The sequence below is a fragment of the Pseudocolwellia sp. AS88 genome (assembly GCF_030551755.1).
Classification (GTDB): Bacteria; Pseudomonadota; Gammaproteobacteria; order Enterobacterales; family Alteromonadaceae; genus Pseudocolwellia.
The window spans coordinates 46351-62930 of the sequence record NZ_JAUPEC010000017.1; the positions used below are offsets into that span (position 1 = coordinate 46351).

A 16580-nucleotide genomic window follows, 5' to 3' on the forward strand; every position below is an offset into this window, starting at 1 on the left:
AAAATACAGCCCCATTGAGAAAAACAAACTTGAGCCTTTTAACTTTTAACTATTCAAATAACAAAGATTGTGCAAACCAACGAGTTGATTAACTTATAAGAGAACTAACAATAAAGAAGTTGTTTGAATACTAAAATCAAAGATTGAAGTTATTCATAAATTTAACCTGTGTTATAAATTTATGAATAAAATAAGAAAGAAGTTTTACCTGCTATTTTTAGCAAGCAGATGCAGGATGAATTAGAGATTTAGTGATTTTTCCATGCTGATGTTTAACCAAAGGTTGATTAATATAACCAGAAAATTTACGCGAATTTATATGAGCACTAACCTGAGAAATTAATGCTTGTCGACTAAGTAAATCTGCGACAAAACCTGTCGATTTTTGTGGCTTAATTTTCTTCTTGTTTTGGTTCTTGTTTTCACTCTGATTTTGAGTATTAACTGAGGCGACTTCTTTACAGGCAAAGTCTTTCTCGCGACTAGACGCCACAATACAAATTCTGTGTTCAGCCGCTTTAGCCAATAAACTAAATTCAACTTCGCTCGGTTCTTGAATATCAAAAGGCACTAACAATACTTGCACCTTATTTGAAGCCGCCAGATTTACAATTTCAGGTATGTTGGCGTCATCAGCTGTTAATATTGAAAGTGTTATATTACCCTGCTCTAACGGTAAATCTATTATGTTTAATTGTTCACCTAATGGCGTCCATTTATATCGTTCACAAAAATGTAATTGCTGCTGTGTGGCATATACACCTTGCTCGCTAATAATCACACCTTGATGAGCACCATCAATAATTAAGCTTGTACATACGTATTGATACGCTCTTAGTTCAACACTCACACGTTCTATAATTTGCTGACTTATCACCTCAAGTTCAGCTAACTGTATAGGATCATGCGTAATGATTTTGTCTTCAATAAAGAACAATTCGGGTAATTGAATAATATCACTTAGGTTGTTTTCGATATAAAAACATACGTCTTCAATGGCTTGTTCAGTGGTTTTGTAAGTAGCAAATAAAGCAACATTAACAGTTTCAGGTACTTTATTTTCAGCTTCAGTGAACCTTACTGAATTATCAGTCAAACCAGTAGAAATAGACTGTTGATAAAGTTCTGGACGACGTTGCTTAAAAATATCACTACCATCTGGGCGCAGCTTGTTATTACTTTTGCTCTCTTCTAGATGATCGGTATTTAAAAGGATATCTGCAAAAGTAAAACCTTCTTCATTATGATCTAACTTAGCCAGTATTTTGCCGTTTGGTGAGATTATTTGGCTTTGCCCTACGCCAATAAAATTTTCATCAGGGATAGCGTATTCAGCTTTAAATGCGTCATCAAAAAGTGGACCTATTTGATTAGCCACGGCTACAAACACTTTATTTTCACAAGCTCTAGCCGGTGCATAAAGGTTGCTTTGATCTAACGAAAATGAACAATGGGAATAACATAATAAATCGGCACCAGCTAAAGCTAAATCTCGAGGGGTTGCAAACGTTAGAATATCGTCATTTGCTAAAACACCTAGCTTTGCTTGAGGTGTAGTTACAACATTTGCGATTTGGCTAATAAACTCTCCTAACGGAGAAAATAAACAAGAAGTACCCGCGTATTCAGTTTTACTAGGCTGATTAGCATGAGTTTGCTCTAAGTTAAGGTGAGCAACTAAATAACACTCATGCTGCTTAGCTTGCTCAGCTAATGCTTGAATAAAGTTATTTTCATCAACGAGTGCTTGTTCAGGATGTTGTTTCACTAGTGGCTTATTACACAAGGCAGGCAACACAATAACATCAGGTTTACAGTTTGCTGCTTGAGTGATGATTCGATGACAAGTTGCTAGATTTTCTTCAATATTTAACGACGTGGCAAACTGCGTAACGGCTACTCGCATGATTTATTTTTCCGTGCAACAAGTGATTTGAAAGTAAGAGTTTAAAAACTGAGTGTTTTATTTGTCGATTATAATAGTAAAAAGTGAGTTAGCGGAGATTTTTATTTTAACGCGATAAAAATATCTGTTCAGTTTTGGATGGTTATAAGGCTGGAAAGCATGGCACCTTTGTTATGTGATGATTCAACATAACAAAGGTAATAGTCGATGAAAAAACTATCCAAAAATAGCGCGGATCAAGCCAATAGCTTGCTCTACACTTTTGCCTGCTTTAACCTGATTAATCAAGGTGTCACGTTTGCCTTGAATGTACTCAGGAAGATCTTCAGCAGCAAGTGCTTTGTCTACCAACATTTCAGCGGTTTCTTTACCGCGTCTTTTCGGTGCAGCTTTAGATTTAGTCGGTGCTTTGTTTAAAGCTTTGTCTCGTGCACGAATATAATTAGAATTTTCCGCTAAATCGACATCCGCAAATAGAAACAAATCAATTAATACTGCACGGTTTTTCCATAAAGTATGTTCACGGTTTTCGTTCTGAACAACAACTTCAACGCTTTCTTCTTCAGTCGCTTCAGCTATATCGCTTGCTTCAACAGTATCACTAACTTGAACAAGTTCAGGTTCAGCCTGGTTCCACCAAGCAAAAGTACGTAACGTACCAATAGCATCGTGCCAGTAAGACGAAAAATCAGTGTTCTTGAATTTGGCGATAGATAACCCCTGACAAATAATATCTATTTTATTGTTATTTAACGCAATAAATTGGTCAGGTCTACGCATAGCTAACAAGCGTGTTGCCGCAGCTAAAGGTGGCGTATTGTTTTGTGATTTTTCAGGTGTGTATTCAGCAAATATAGCTTTATAGTCGGCAACAAATTTTAAGTAGTCGTCGTAAGTTACATCACCCGTTAATGGAATATGCGCTAATGCGCCATCAAATTTTTCAGGTGATTGCTCAAGTAATATATGAAAAACCTTTGCACCTTTTGTACTAGCAAACCATTCAACATCAAAGTTATACACACCGTAGTCATGATCACTGGTATGTTTGCCAGCAAAAGCTAAGCGATCTTCAATAGGTAATTCAGCTAACGGTTGTTCACGCAGCGTTTCAACATAATTTAGTAAACGTAAACGTTCGTCTAAAGCATGCAAGGTGTTTTGCTCTTCAATAAAACCTAAAAATATCGGCCACGGAGCTATGCGAGCCATTTTAAATTGGCTGGTTGTAAAACCTGTTTCAAGCACACCTTGTAGTTTTTTTAATGGGACAAACTGCTCATCTTCCATCAGATCCATGTTTAGATCTTCACGACATAAGCGAATTAACTCACCACACCATCCTAAAAAGTCATTTGGTCTATTTTCAACTTTAACCGCCATTAAATTTAAACTTAGCGGTGGAACATATTTAAGAAAGTTTTGGTAAATCTGATTTTCGGCTTCAGACAAAGACATATTTACAGGTAAAGACAGCAGTTTTTTCATTAAATTTTATAAACTCTAATTTGTGAATATTGCCATTATTTATTAACGAATAAAAACGGAAATAGCGCGGAAAACCGCGCATGATACGCTCTTATCAAAGCATTGCAATCAATAGTCAGAAATATCAGGTTTTTAACCTAAGCCTGAAGTATTTTTAAACGATTGTGGTGTTATAACTATCCAATACTTTAGGCTCTGTTTATTGAAATAGCCAAAAAATTTATAAAAAACATTCTTTATAAATCATAAAACTAAGCTGTAATTTCAAACATGTTAGAAAAAATTAAAAAAGTTTGGAATAAACCTCCTGCATCAATCGTTACCTTAGTGAACTTACTAAAAATACTCTTTAAGGAAATAATTATGATGAACTTAACTAAAACGGCTTTATATATTTCATGTGCATTAGCAACATCAGCATTCGCCAACACAGAAGCAAACATCGCTTTTTCTACGAATACTAACGCTCAAGCCCAATATCAATCAGAGCAACAAGCACAACAAGCGAGTATAGATACATCATCAAACTCACAGGTAACAGCAAGTGCATCATCTGAGCAAGATACTTCAGTACAAGCTGAACAATCGGCAGAAACAGAAAATGATGCAACAGTCGCTTCAAACACAGACTCTTCAAGCACTAACTCTTCAAACACTAGCGCTTCAGAAACAAGTGAAGAAGAAGGCTCAACAACAGCAAGTACGGATACTGAAAGTGACAGCGAAACAAATAGTGAATCTTCAATGTCAGTTGACACCGCACTGTTTACAGAAACGCTAACTAAAACAGGTGATCAGTTACAAACTAAGTTAGGTGAAAGCCAAACTATGATTCAAGAAACACTTGTTTCTGGTGTAACAACGGGTATCTCAACTGGCGAAGATTTGATATCAAGCGGTACTGAGCAAATAAACCTTGCAGTAACGAACAGTTCACAACAAGCATTAGCGCTGGGTAATAATTTATCATCGAGTGTTGAGCAAAACACTAGCGTTATTGTTGAGCAAGTGCTTGATAACACAATAAACGCGAACCTTGCTGGAGAGTTGTTAAGTAGCACTGAAGCTATTACCAATGCAGAAGTTGGTAATACGGTAACAGAAACTGTTAGCTCTACTATTTCTTCAACTATTACCTCGACAGTCGACTCTTCACTCGATTCTGCAATCAGCTCTACAATCAATAACTCGGCTGAGCAAAGTGTGAATAGCAGCATAGCTCAAACTGTTGAGCAAAGTGTTGCCAGCAACGTTTCTGAGCAAATTAATTCTGCGGTAGCCTTAACCGTTGATAACTCGGTAGACAACGCGATTAACGCTAGTTCTGGCTTAGGTATTTAATCTCTGAACTTAAAGTAAGGCGAGTTCCCCTCTCGCCTTTTATCACCTTTCTATTTTAATTAATTCAACATTTATGGATCATCAAAATGAAAAAATTTAACCAACCTTTAATCATTAGTACATTAATGGTATCAGCCATAGCTAGCGTTGTTCATGCCGATGCAGTTGACGTTACATGGGAAATTAATACAGGTATTAAACATGACGATACTTTAACGATTGCCGAGCTTGATCAAGTAAGTGAGCAATCTGATGTTGCATTAACTTTACAAGGTGAAGCTAAAGTAAAATGGCAGATTTCAGATAAGTTAACCTTAAAATCTAATTTAAGTTACCAAGTAAATGATTACCAAACTTACGATACTTATGATCTGAATTTAGCAAAAGTGGCGTTTGATTTAGATTACCGTTTAGCTGGCTCAACTATAGGTACAAGTTATTATTTTGTTGATGCTGAACTTAATAACGATGATTTTTTGCAATTTAGCCAAAACAGTGTGTATTGGTCTAAATTATACAACCAGCGTTATTTATTACGTTTTTCAACTGACTACAAAAGAAAAGAATTTGCTAACTTAACTGACCGTGATGCGACAAGTTTTGGTGTGAGTAATCAACATTTCTTCTTTTTTAATCAAGCTAAAAGCTTTGTATCTTTGAATTTAAATATCGACAATGAAAACGCAAGCGACAACCAGTTTGATTATAGAGGTTTAGGTGTTCGCGCTTTATATTCACATAGTTTTGTTGGTTGGGATCATGATCAACAAATACAATTTGGATGGCAATTTAATAAACGAGATTATGAGCCGACAATCACCGAAGAACAATTTAGCTCAAACCTAGAGTCTCAGCGTAAAGATAAAAGCCAAGTGGTAGACGCACAATGGATATTTGAAATAACACCAAGCTGGTCATTAAATACAAAAGTTGAATATGGTAATTATGACTCAACAATTGAATCGTTGAATTATGACGAAACCGTGAGCTCATTATCAATTAAAGGCACTTTCTAACACTAATCAAAATGTCTTACTGGCAACAATAGAAAAGCCCAAATAGATAAACACGCATCTATTTGGGCAATAATTTATTTAAGACAAGTATTAACGAGCAAACTCACCTAGTGCTTCAATCGCTAATTCAGCTTTTTCTGCTTGAACAAAAATATGATCATGATAGTACGCAGCAATAACATTCGCGCTGATACCTTTCTCCGCTAGCTTAGTAGACACAGCAGCAGTTAACCCCACAGCATCTAAGCTTGAGTGAATAGTTAAAGTAATACCTTTAAATACAGATTCAAAAGGTAGTTGATGCGTAACGGCAGCTTCTTTAGTTACAACAAGGGTTAAGCCTTCTGTTTCACGAAACGTTGCTAAAGGAGACAATGCTTGATAGTCGTTATATTCACCTTTTACAGTGCAAAATACATATTCACCAGGAATAAGTGCTGGTGACATTGATTCGAGTAGTTTGTCTAAATTAGTTTCACCAATCATTGATGTGTCCTTTTGATTTTCTGTTATAGGTTTATGCTCAAGTTAAATATTACTTGAGGGATTATAATAAGCATTAAAATGAGTAATAGTAAGTAAAGTAATGATTTTACTATAGGGAAATCGTTGAGTGTAATGTTTTTAGCCTCTTTATTTTTAGCTGAATTTATACAGTCATATAAAAAAGTTACTACAGAATAAAAAAGATAGATAACACCAACAAGCCAAAAACATAAAACTAGATAATATAAAGCGATCGAGTATTGTTCTTCTTTCAACTTATTCCCTCTTAAATAAAAATAACATAGTAATAATAAACCTATCTCCTATTTCACGAACCACCAATACGGCCATTGCCAAATAACGTATCGTAGCCTTTATCACCTAGATCTAAGGCTTGAGTATTAAGTAAATCTAAATAGTTTGCTGATGTTTGTTCAGCCTTATATTTTGCACAAGCAGCATAAGCTGTTATTACTGGTGCTGCCATTGATGTTCCACTCTCAAAACCAAAATCACCAGATAAACGTGCGGTTTTAACTGACACACCGCGTGCAGAAAAATCAACATAATCGCCACGATTAGCCCACCGATATAATCTATTTTTGTCATCTACCGCAGTAACACCAATAACGTTTTTATAAGCCGCTGGATACAAAGGTGGAGAATGCGGACCTTCATTTCCAACTGCCGCAACAATCGCAATGTTTTTAGTTAAAGCGATATTAATAACATTCGCTAAAATTGGATTATCTGGTCCAGCTAAACTCATATTTATCACACTAACTTCTTGGCTTAACAACCAATTAATACCTGATACCAAGTTAAATAGATTAGCACCTTGGCTGAAATCGTTTTGCCCATAAAACACTTCTGCTGCAAATAATTTAGCTTTAGGTAATAACGCTGGCACTTGTGACGAATTACTGACTAACAGGGCAGAAACAGCTGTTCCGTGAGCTTTAGGCGCAGCTAAGTTTTCAGCAATGAAACTTTGACGAGTTATGGTTTTATTCTTAAATACCGGATGCTGAACATCAATTGCTGTGTCGACCATACCAATAGAAAGTGGTGCCAAACAAGCCGCGTTGTTCAGTGTCTTATCAAGCTGACTTTCACTATTAAGGCTTTGAATTGGAGCTATTTCTTTATTGGAAAGTACTTCAGTGTTTACTTGGCTTATATTTGGATCTTGGGAGTTACTTTGCGTTTGATAAACATAATCGCGAGCTAATTTATTATGTAACGATGAAGGTAATATCGACGTAAGCTGTTCTTTATTGTCGAATAATGGTTTAACTTTAAATTGCACTAATGTTAAACCTAAAGTATTAAATTCTTTTGTACTAACCAGTGCAACAACATTATTTCTAGCAAGTTGCTGTAGCTGTTTTAACTCAGCTTGAGAGGTCATCACTAACCATTGATGTTCTATGGCTCGCCAGCCATTTTCCACTTCAACTTCTCGAAATAAAGTATTACCTGCCACATCTAAAATGTTAATTGATTCAGTTAAATTACCTACGGGAGCAATTAGCGAGCTGACCTCTCCTTCAGGTAAATGTGTTAATAATTGTGAAAGATCGACTAATGACTGTGTTTTATTTTTTACTCTATCAACTCGGTTATTGATGATATCGGTTTGGCGATTGATAATACTGTCGTTCAAGATTGAATTTTCTATAGTTGACAGTTGTTTACCCAATAAGCCATTCGCCATAAGCGAGGTAGAAAATGTTATACTGAGTAAAAATCCCCATGCGGCTTTGGTGAAACTTTTCATTATTTTTCCTATAAAAAACGAGGGCTGTACTAATTAAACGTATTAGAATAAAAATAATTCCAAAAACTTGGGAATAAACTTCATTGTCATTCGTCTACTCAGTATAACAGGAGAGATTAAATGAAAAATCAGATAATAGCTTTAGTACCAATGATACGACGATTCGCGTATTCGTTAACAGGTAATCAACATGATGCAGACGATTTACTGCAAAATACAATTGAACGCATATTAACAAAAGGCGTGCCTGAAAATGTAGAATTAAATAAATGGATGTTTCGAGTATGCCGTAACTTATGGATTGATGAATACAGATCACGCAAGGTTAGACAAACGGCAGCAGAGTCTCCAGAGTTAACAGAAAACCAAATAGTGAATGAAGAAAAACAACAAAATGATAAAATTAGTTTACAGCAAGTGAATAATGCGATGGATGTATTACCTCACGAGCAACGTTCAATTTTGTCGTTAGTCGCTATTCAGGGCATGTCGTATAAAGAAGTATCTGAAACACTAGAAATTCCCATAGGTACGGTAATGAGTCGATTATCTAGAGCACGAATTAGTTTAAGCCAATGTTTAAATAACAGTACAGGAGTAATGGCATGAATAACCTAACAATAAGCGATGAGGTTTTATCTGCCTTTTTAGATGCCGAATTACCTGAGCAACAAATGGAGCAGATCAGAGAAGCATTACTTGAGGATGACAACTTAGCGAACCGTTTAGCTGACTTGGCTATGGTTGATGAAGTTATAGCGACTAAATATGATGAAATTAATCAGCAACCTTTACCTGCGGCTATTAACGAATTATTAGCAGCGATACCAGAAGAAAAAGCTTCGGTGACTGCTATACAAGCTGCTGAGAATTTTTCCGAAAATACAGCAAGCCAGCAAGATCTAAACAATACACGTAGTTCGGAAGAAAAAAGTAATGTTGTTAGCCTTTGGCAGCGTGCAAAAAACTCAACCAACAAGCCTTTTGCTTTAGCTGCTAGCATAGCTGTTGCAGCAGGACTGTTTGCTACTGTGTTTAGTCAAACAAACAATTTATCAGGCGATAACTGGCAAGAAGTTGCTCAAATATTAGAGCAGAAAACCAGTGGCAATGAACAAACATTAGCGAATGGTAAAACCATAAAAACTCAACTCACTTTTAATAATCAGCAAGGTAACTTTTGTCGCCAATATGATGTAACGAGTAAAATAGATATTGAACGTAATATCGCTTGTCGTGTTAATCAAGAATGGGAATTAGCTTTAACTGTTGTCGAACAGAAACAAGCGACACAAAACTACCAAACCGCTACGTCAAACAGCATGTTACGAGAGCAAATAGACAATATGGCTTCAGGTGACTTTTTAGATAAACAACAAGAACAACAAGTAATTAATAATCGTTGGGCAAAGTAACTATAAAGGCTTACTCTAACCTAGATTAAATGAGGAAAATATTATGAAAAAAATAATTATATTAGCAACACTTATCGGTTTTTTAGCTGCTTGTTCGTCAAGCCCAGAATATCGCGCAGCCAAGAATAACGGCTATGGCTATCAAGAAAGTATTTTGAATCAAGATAAAATACGCGTGCACTTCAAAACTCGTGACGACAACAAGCTTAAAGCCATTGATTACACTTTTTTACGTGCAGCCGAATTAACTGTTCGTGAAGGCTACGATTGGTTTGTAGTAACAAATCGTGATGTGTTAGTTGACGGTAAAAACCAACCACGCAGTACAATTCATACAGGCATAGGTACAAGTCGTGATTGTGGTTTATATGGCTGTAGAAATCAGCCAAGCACTCAATTAGGTATAGGTATTAACTTAAGTGATCAAGGTCAAGACATCGAAAGTATTTTAGAAATAAAACTAGGTAAAGGTGTTCGTCCTGAAACACAAGACAGCTACGAAGCGCGTGAGATAATCACTAATATGGAAGCTAAGTATCAAATAAATGCTGAAAATAAAGAGTAAATCAGTTTAAGTTAAACTCTGCTAAGTTAATTAATTCTAAGTTAATTTATTCTATGTTAATTATGCAGCCAGTTGCAAAGCTGATGAACCTTATAAATAAAGGGTAATAACGTTATGATGAATTTAGATCATAAGGTTACTACCCTTTTTAGTATTAAGCTTTTAACTTTTCAATTCTTGCTTTTTTTGTTCTTTTCTTATTAAGCAACGACCTCTTGGTTCATCACCTTCATGGAGGACTGTTTCAGAATGTAAAAACTTTGCAGCCTCAGCTGAGTCTTTAACTTTAACCATACTTCGTTCTAGCATTTCAGCTTCAAAATCGTTAAGCATGCTTTCTCTTATACCAACCTCTCGCCATTGCGATAAAGGTCGACATTCTTTTGTTATACCTCTAGCTAATGCAAGTGCATCAAGTAAAGCTTGATTAGCACCTTGTCCTTTGAAAGGACTCATGGGATGAGCCGCATCGCCAATAAGAGTAACTTGTTCGTTTTTTTGCAATAGATCTGGAGTGAGAGATTTTCGGTCATAAACAGGATAACCAGAAATCTGTGTAGCCATAGTAGCAGCTAAAATTTGAGGAATAGGATCATGCCACTGACATCGACTTAACGCTTCATCTTTAAGTGCCTGAGAACCTTTTTCACTTAGCGCTTTAGCTGCTTCTTCCGTCATAGGGAAACTCAATTGCCACATTATTGAGTCAAACGAGTAAGGCATAACGTAAATACGTTCATTGCCATTAGCTGTTTGAAATACTGTGGCTGAATCAAGCAAAGAAAGGTCAAAATCTGAAGGGGATAAATTTTCAATAGCGGCTAACGGGCATATACCCAAAATAACAATACAGCCTAAATAACATAAAGGAAAAGCTCCTTCTCCTAGTAATAACTCACGCACCGAACTGCGAATTCCGTCGGCACCAACAATAAGATCTGCACTAGCATGCTTTATCTCGTTACCTACTTGAAAACTCAACCCTATCGCTTCATTTTTGCTGCCATTTATATTTACATTATTATTTTCACTTTCATTTAGGCTTTCAGCGCCATTAAAATCTATTAACTGATGTCCCCATTTTATTGAGCTATTTAAGTCTTGCTCGCCGAATTGTTCTGCTGACCGATCCCCCAATTGTTCAAGTAATGCTAAACGTAATGCCTGTCTAGCTATATGCACGTTAGTTCGTTTTGCTAAAGCCTTATCTCCCGTAGATAACCATTTTCTACTGCCCCACTCACCTATAACTTTCCCGTCGGTGGTGTGTACTACGTGCTGGGTTGAAATGATGCCTTCGTTTAACGAAAATATGCCTAAACCTTCAATTGCCCTACTCGCTTGTTGCAGCGTAAGTCCATAGCCTTGTGAACGTGCTTCAAAGTTATTATCGCGTTCATAAAGGGTAAAAGGAATACCACGATGTAAACAAGCTACGGCAAGAGCAACTCCGCCTATTCCGCCACCAATAATAGCGATATTAGGGTATCTTTTATCGGCTAACATTTGCTCAGCACAAGCAACCAAACCAGAGCCGTTGCAAACAATACAATTGTCTAAGTGACCTTTAGGGCGAACAGGAGGGATACCTTCAGCATTATTTTTTTCAAATTCGTCTAACTCTCGTTGATAACGCAGTTTAGCTTTTTTACGGATCCGTTTACTTTTTTTACCACTGCCTTGGCAGTTAGAACAAGTAGTCCAATGATCTTCTACATTTTGCATATCTGCTACTTGCTCATTTTATGGCTTATTGATGGTTGTTTATTTATGGTCGATTATTACTTGGCTAGCTTTTGGCTTCTCATCATAAGAAAAAGATAAGGAAGTACAATGGATAACAGTCTTAAATTATTATAGCCTTTATTACTGATGATAAGAATACAACTAGAACAAAACAAAACTGTTACTACTACTTTATTAAATTTCTACTTTATTACGCCCTTTCTCCTTTATCATTTTCTCTTAACGAAATAAGAAGGGTAATAACATCGCTGTTATTACCCTCATTTTAAAACACTGTTTAACTAAATAAAAAACTAGCCATCAATGCCTGACTTTTAATTACTTTTGTTTAAGCGTTATTTTCTGTTGATGATGCAAGTTTTACAGCTAACTTTTTAGCACCTGCGAAATCACTTTTACCACTGCCAAGTTTAGGTAATTCATCCACTTGGTAAATATCAGAAGGCAACATAAGTGCGTTGACTTGCTGGCTAATGAGTATATCTTTTAGCGCTTTTAAATCTATGGCGATATTAGATAACAGCACTATGCGTTCACCTTTTTTAGCATCAGGTAAATTTACCGCTAAAATCTCAACGGCTTTATTTTTGTCAGCACTGTTTTCATCTGAGCTATTCTTATATGAACTGGTTTCATCTAAATCATTAAGATTCAAAGCTGCTAGCGAAGTACATACGGCTTCTTCAACCGCCGTTAAACTCACCATTTCACCACCTACTTTGGCAAAGCGTGAATAACGATCAACAATTGATAAAAAACCATCACAATCTAAATAACCTTTATCACCCGTTTTGTACCAGCGGCGTCCATCAAGCTCAACAATCACTTCTTTAGTTTTAGCTTCATCTTTCAAATATCCTGACATCACTTGGTTACCTGAAATTAAAATTAATCCACTTTCACCTGCTGGTAAACTTTCTAAACTAATAGGGTCAACAATACGAAACGCACAACCTGGTAATGGCATACCTACCGTACCGGGTTTATTACCCTGCTGAACACGCCAATCATTTTGATCAAGCTGATCTGGCATATTTACACTTGCAACAGGTGTCGTTTCAGTAGCTCCATAACCTTCATAAATATCGGTATTAAACTTCGCTTTAAACTCACTACGAACTGTTTCGGGTAGTTTTTCAGCACCCGCAACAACAGTACGTAAACTCTCTAACATTAACGGTTGTACTTTTTTATTACGTGTATACAGCCTTAAAAATGTAGCCGTTGCACATAACAAGGTTGCTTTGTATTTTGATATTGCTTTAGAAATATTTAATACATCAGTAGGGTCTGGATGACATACTACAGGTACGCCTTCAATAAGTGGTAAGAAGGTAGTAACCGTTAAACCAAATGAATGAAATGGTGGTAACGAGCCCATTACAACTTCATCTTCACGAGTTCTGAGTACATCACTAATTTGTCTAATGTTAGCAATAAAATTATGATGGCTTAACATGATCCCTTTAGGGATCCCTTCACTTCCACTTGAAAACAAAATAGCGGCATTATCATTTAATGAAACAGTTTTCCCGAACAAAAAGTGAAATACATTTACAGGCAGTAAATAAGTCGCCAATAATACCGAGAGAAAACGAACTTTAGATATTTGTGTTTTAAGTTCTTCTAAATACACCACCTTTACATTTTTAAGCATTGCTTCAACATCGATGTTTTTAGATATTAGTTTTTGTACAAACTTCTTTGATGTAAATACCGTTTTGATTTCTGCATTTTCTATACCTTTTTGTACCGAACTTACACTCGTGGTGTAGTTTAAATTTACCGTTGTTTTACCTTTTAATAATACCGCCATGTTGGTAATAACAGCTGCAGAACTAGCAGGTAGCATTAAACCTATATTTTGACTTTTATCCATTCTGGCGATTTTGCTCGCGAATAAAGTAGTGGCTATAACTAACTTACGATTTGAAAATACTTGACCATTACTATCAATCACCGAAACATCACTTTTGTGTTTAAATGCAGTACGTAACCAAGTCAATGCTAAAGGATCCGATTTTGATGTTTGTAGATCCCATGCGTCATACGATAATTCAAATACTTCATGCTTTAGAACATTAGCAGGTGTGTTCATTGGTAAAGGTTTACCAAAAGTTATTGAGATATTTCTACGAAAGCCATTACCTGTATTCTTTTGTAATTTTTTACTATTAGCTCGTGATAAACGGCTTCCCCATAATCCATGTAAATAGAAAGGCACAATCACACCATCAACATCATCAACCACACGTTCAAAACCTGTTCTAAATACACCTAACGAACCTGTTCTGCTTATAGCCCCTTCTGGAAATAAGCAAACCACATCACCATTTTTTAAAGCCTGATTCACTGCATCTAATGAACCTTTACTGTTTCCTGAACTGATTGGAATACAACCGAAAAACTTCATTAATGGCTTTAAATACCATAGGTTATAAATACTACGTAGCATTACAAAGCGCACTTTTCGTGGGCAAACCATTTGTAATAAGATGCCGTCAATCCAACTAATATGATTACCTAATAGCAGGAGACCTTTGCTTTCAGGTAAGTTATCAAAGCCTAATACATCAATCTTATATTTACGATTTAATACCAAAGCAGCCAAAATCGTGATTAATGAATGAGGTAATTGATATACGGTATAAATTGCTCCAGCTAGTGAGATAGACATCAATAAATAGAAAATATTAACACTACTAAGGCCTAAGCTAACCAGCACAATGGTGCCAATTAAAAAACTTAACATCGTCACATTTTGTACTAGATTATTACCCGCTAAAACAGTACCCAATTCATTTTCTTTTGCGTGATATTGCATTAGTGAATTTAATGGAACAATTAACAATCCACCCGCCACACCTAAACCAAGGAACATGGCGGCCATTGAGTAAACAGAGGTTAAGCCAGCCACACCACCTAAAAGAAATGCAAAACCAACGGCAGCAATAGGTATCAGTCCTAATTCAATATGATTTTTAGAAATACGCGCTGCCCACAAAGAACCAATAACAATACCAATACCTGTAGAGCCCAAAATGGCTTGAATTATAAGTGTGTTATCAATCGCTAAGGTTTCTTTTGCGAACGCAGGAAACGTTGCTAGCATGACTTGTGAAACAGCCCAAAATATAGATAAACCAACAATAGATAACCAAACCTCACGCTTTTCAAAAATAGTTTTAAAATTCGCTTTAAGGTAAGTACCTTTTAGGTAATCGTCTTTTACAAATACTTTGTTATCGTCACGTTCTTTAGTTTTCTCTAACTGACGAGAGAACAACCATTCAACAACCGATAACACAACAAATACCCAGCCTAATACAACAACACTCTGCATAATGGTGGCGGTACTGTCTAACTCAACGTCTATTAATAAATATTCGAAAAAAGCTGAAAAAACAAAAGTACTGGCAAGAATAGAAACAATAGTAATGGCCTGCACAAGCGCATTACCTTCAGCTAACTTTTTCACGCCAATTAACTCTTTTAAATAACCATATTTGGCAGGTGAATAAATAGCAGATTGAATCCCCATAACAAACGTTAAAGCAAAAGCAGCGATAAACCAGCCTTGCGAATAACATAGAGTAATTAATAACGTAGCGATAATTGCAAAAATCGCACTATTGCGCATTATTTGTGGTTTAGGGTATTTGTCGGCAAGAAAGCCAGAAGGAGTAAACAGGAGAATAAAAGGTAATAGAATTAATCCATTAACTACAGCAGTTAGTATTATTTGTATGTCACCGTCGTACATTTTAAACACGGTATTCTGAATAATAATTTTATGCCCTAAATCTACAAAGGCGTTTATAAATACCATCGCTAAATAAGCGAAAAAGCCTTTATAACTAAATAATTGCTTCATTTTCTTCCCTAAAAGTTTGTAATAAGTAGCGCTAGCATGCAGATGATTACTTTATTTTGCTACCACTACCTTAACTGTCGCGTTATATTAGCCAAAGGGTATCGTTAAATGATACCATGTACAGGTTTTATGTGATTATTATTCAAAACATCATGAAAGATTAACACGCGAATCGCTTATTAAAGAAGAAGTAAAACGGATATGGCTCAAACAAGCGCACTACTTAAAGCACTAAAAAAAGAATTAAAAGCCAATGGCTTAACTTATGCTGATGTTGCAAAACATTTAGATTTAGCTCAAGCGAGTATTAAACGATTATTCTCAGAAGAAAATATTTCTTTAGTTCGCCTTGATCAAATATGCCAAATGATGAATTTAGAGATATCAGACTTAGTAAAAACCATGAGTGAACAGCAAGGACAGCTGCAGCGATTAAGTGTTGAACAAGAACAAGAAATTACCAAAGACATTAATTTATTGCTCATCACTATTTGCGTACTGAATAAATGGACTATGGCTGAAATGATGGACCATTATCAGATGCCTGAAACGGAATGCATTCAAAAATTAGCACAATTAGACAAGCTCAAAATTATCGATTTATTACCAGGTAATCGCATTAAGTTGTTGGTTGATAGTAATTTTGGTTGGCGTGAAAATGGACCTATTCAACGGTTCTTTCAACAAACAATTGGTAACGAATATTTCAATAGCCAATTTGAGCATAATGATGAAATATTATTAGTGCTAAACGGTATGTTATCAAATCAAAGTAATGGTGAGTTTCAACGTAAACTAAAACGTTTAGCGCGAGAATTCGAGCTATTAAATCAAGAAGATACTAATCTTAACCTTAATGACCGACATGGTGTAACCGCGGTATTAGCTATTAGAGGTTGGCGTTATGGATTGTTTGAACATTTGCGCAATCAAAATTAATCACACCTAAAAGTATCGATATTT

12 protein-coding genes are annotated in these 16580 nt (G+C 35.9%); 6 read left to right on the forward strand and 6 right to left on the reverse strand.

Going from position 1 to position 16580, the window contains the following annotated elements; all coding sequences use genetic code 11:
* Positions 1-217: 217 nt before the first annotated feature.
* Entirely contained in the window at positions 218-1906 is a 1689-nt protein-coding gene (locus tag Q5N69_RS12625) for a nitrilase-related carbon-nitrogen hydrolase (RefSeq protein ID WP_304369312.1), read from the reverse strand.
* A 216-nt stretch (positions 1907-2122) separates the two neighbouring features.
* The gene (locus Q5N69_RS12630) at positions 2123-3394 is read right to left on the reverse strand and encodes a hypothetical protein (protein ID WP_304369313.1); all 1272 of its coding nucleotides are present in this window, start codon (positions 3392-3394) and stop codon (positions 2123-2125) included.
* Between the two features lie 363 nt (positions 3395-3757).
* Here Q5N69_RS12630 and Q5N69_RS12635 point away from each other — a divergent pair, with 363 nt between their 5' ends.
* Positions 3758-4735, forward strand: coding sequence for a hypothetical protein (locus Q5N69_RS12635; RefSeq protein ID WP_304369314.1), 978 nt, complete (start codon positions 3758-3760; stop codon positions 4733-4735).
* An 86-nt stretch (positions 4736-4821) separates the two neighbouring features.
* On the forward strand, positions 4822-5751 hold the full coding sequence (locus Q5N69_RS12640; protein WP_304369315.1) for a surface lipoprotein assembly modifier: 930 nt from the start codon (positions 4822-4824) through the stop codon (positions 5749-5751).
* A 90-nt stretch (positions 5752-5841) separates the two neighbouring features.
* On the opposite strand, the gene Q5N69_RS12645 is transcribed toward Q5N69_RS12640, so the two are convergent.
* Both Q5N69_RS12645 and Q5N69_RS12650 read right to left on the reverse strand, forming a co-directional pair.
* Complete coding sequence (locus Q5N69_RS12645) at positions 5842-6237, reverse strand: ACT domain-containing protein (protein ID WP_304369316.1); 396 nt, start codon at positions 6235-6237, stop codon at positions 5842-5844.
* 328 nt (positions 6238-6565) lie between these two features.
* A complete protein-coding gene (locus Q5N69_RS12650; RefSeq protein WP_304369317.1) occupies positions 6566-8017 on the reverse strand; it encodes a S8 family serine peptidase in 1452 nt (483 codons plus the stop codon).
* A 120-nt stretch (positions 8018-8137) separates the two neighbouring features.
* Between Q5N69_RS12650 and Q5N69_RS12655 the strand changes: the two genes are divergently transcribed.
* From Q5N69_RS12655 to Q5N69_RS12665, 3 genes are read left to right on the forward strand one after another with little or no spacing between them, the layout of a single operon-like run.
* A complete protein-coding gene (locus Q5N69_RS12655; RefSeq protein WP_304369319.1) occupies positions 8138-8626 on the forward strand; it encodes an RNA polymerase sigma factor in 489 nt (162 codons plus the stop codon).
* Positions 8623-9432, forward strand: a complete 810-nt coding sequence (locus tag Q5N69_RS12660) for an anti-sigma factor (RefSeq protein ID WP_304369320.1) — start codon at positions 8623-8625, stop codon at positions 9430-9432. Before Q5N69_RS12655 ends, Q5N69_RS12660 begins: the two co-directional genes overlap by 4 nt.
* Positions 9433-9475: 43 nt before the next feature.
* Positions 9476-9997 carry a hypothetical protein gene (locus tag Q5N69_RS12665; RefSeq protein WP_304369321.1) on the forward strand — a complete coding sequence of 174 codons (522 nt, stop codon included), beginning with the start codon at positions 9476-9478 and terminating at the stop codon, positions 9995-9997.
* A gap of 162 nt (positions 9998-10159) precedes the next feature.
* Here the strand turns inward: Q5N69_RS12665 and Q5N69_RS12670 are convergent, their stop codons facing one another.
* Complete coding sequence (locus Q5N69_RS12670; protein WP_304369322.1) at positions 10160-11722, reverse strand: NAD(P)/FAD-dependent oxidoreductase; 1563 nt, start codon at positions 11720-11722, stop codon at positions 10160-10162.
* Between the two features lie 349 nt (positions 11723-12071).
* A complete protein-coding gene (locus Q5N69_RS12675; RefSeq protein ID WP_304369323.1) occupies positions 12072-15617 on the reverse strand; it encodes an acyl-[ACP]--phospholipid O-acyltransferase in 3546 nt (1181 codons plus the stop codon).
* 201 nt (positions 15618-15818) lie between these two features.
* Between Q5N69_RS12675 and Q5N69_RS12680 the strand changes: the two genes are divergently transcribed.
* Positions 15819-16556 (forward strand): helix-turn-helix transcriptional regulator, encoded by a 738-nt coding sequence (locus tag Q5N69_RS12680; protein ID WP_304369324.1) that lies wholly within the window; start codon positions 15819-15821, stop codon positions 16554-16556.
* The last annotated feature ends 24 nt before the right edge of the window (positions 16557-16580 follow it).

Excerpts from the sequence above, each read along its gene's own strand:
- Q5N69_RS12625 (WP_304369312.1), bottom strand. The coding sequence starts at position 1,906 with ATGCGAGTAGCCGTTACGCAGTTTGCCACGTCGTTAAATATTGAAGAA.
- Q5N69_RS12630 (WP_304369313.1), bottom strand. The coding sequence starts at position 3,394 with ATGAAAAAACTGCTGTCTTTACCTGTAAATATGTCTTTGTCTGAAGCC.
- Q5N69_RS12635 (WP_304369314.1), top strand. The coding sequence starts at position 3,758 with ATGATGAACTTAACTAAAACGGCTTTATATATTTCATGTGCATTAGCA.
- Q5N69_RS12640 (WP_304369315.1), top strand. The coding sequence starts at position 4,822 with ATGAAAAAATTTAACCAACCTTTAATCATTAGTACATTAATGGTATCA.
- Q5N69_RS12645 (WP_304369316.1), bottom strand. The coding sequence starts at position 6,237 with ATGATTGGTGAAACTAATTTAGACAAACTACTCGAATCAATGTCACCA.
- Q5N69_RS12650 (WP_304369317.1), bottom strand. The coding sequence starts at position 8,017 with ATGAAAAGTTTCACCAAAGCCGCATGGGGATTTTTACTCAGTATAACA.
- Q5N69_RS12655 (WP_304369319.1), top strand. The coding sequence starts at position 8,138 with ATGAAAAATCAGATAATAGCTTTAGTACCAATGATACGACGATTCGCG.
- Q5N69_RS12660 (WP_304369320.1), top strand. The coding sequence starts at position 8,623 with ATGAATAACCTAACAATAAGCGATGAGGTTTTATCTGCCTTTTTAGAT.
- Q5N69_RS12665 (WP_304369321.1), top strand. The coding sequence starts at position 9,476 with ATGAAAAAAATAATTATATTAGCAACACTTATCGGTTTTTTAGCTGCT.
- Q5N69_RS12670 (WP_304369322.1), bottom strand. The coding sequence starts at position 11,722 with ATGCAAAATGTAGAAGATCATTGGACTACTTGTTCTAACTGCCAAGGC.
- Q5N69_RS12675 (WP_304369323.1), bottom strand. The coding sequence starts at position 15,617 with ATGAAGCAATTATTTAGTTATAAAGGCTTTTTCGCTTATTTAGCGATG.
- Q5N69_RS12680 (WP_304369324.1), top strand. The coding sequence starts at position 15,819 with ATGGCTCAAACAAGCGCACTACTTAAAGCACTAAAAAAAGAATTAAAA.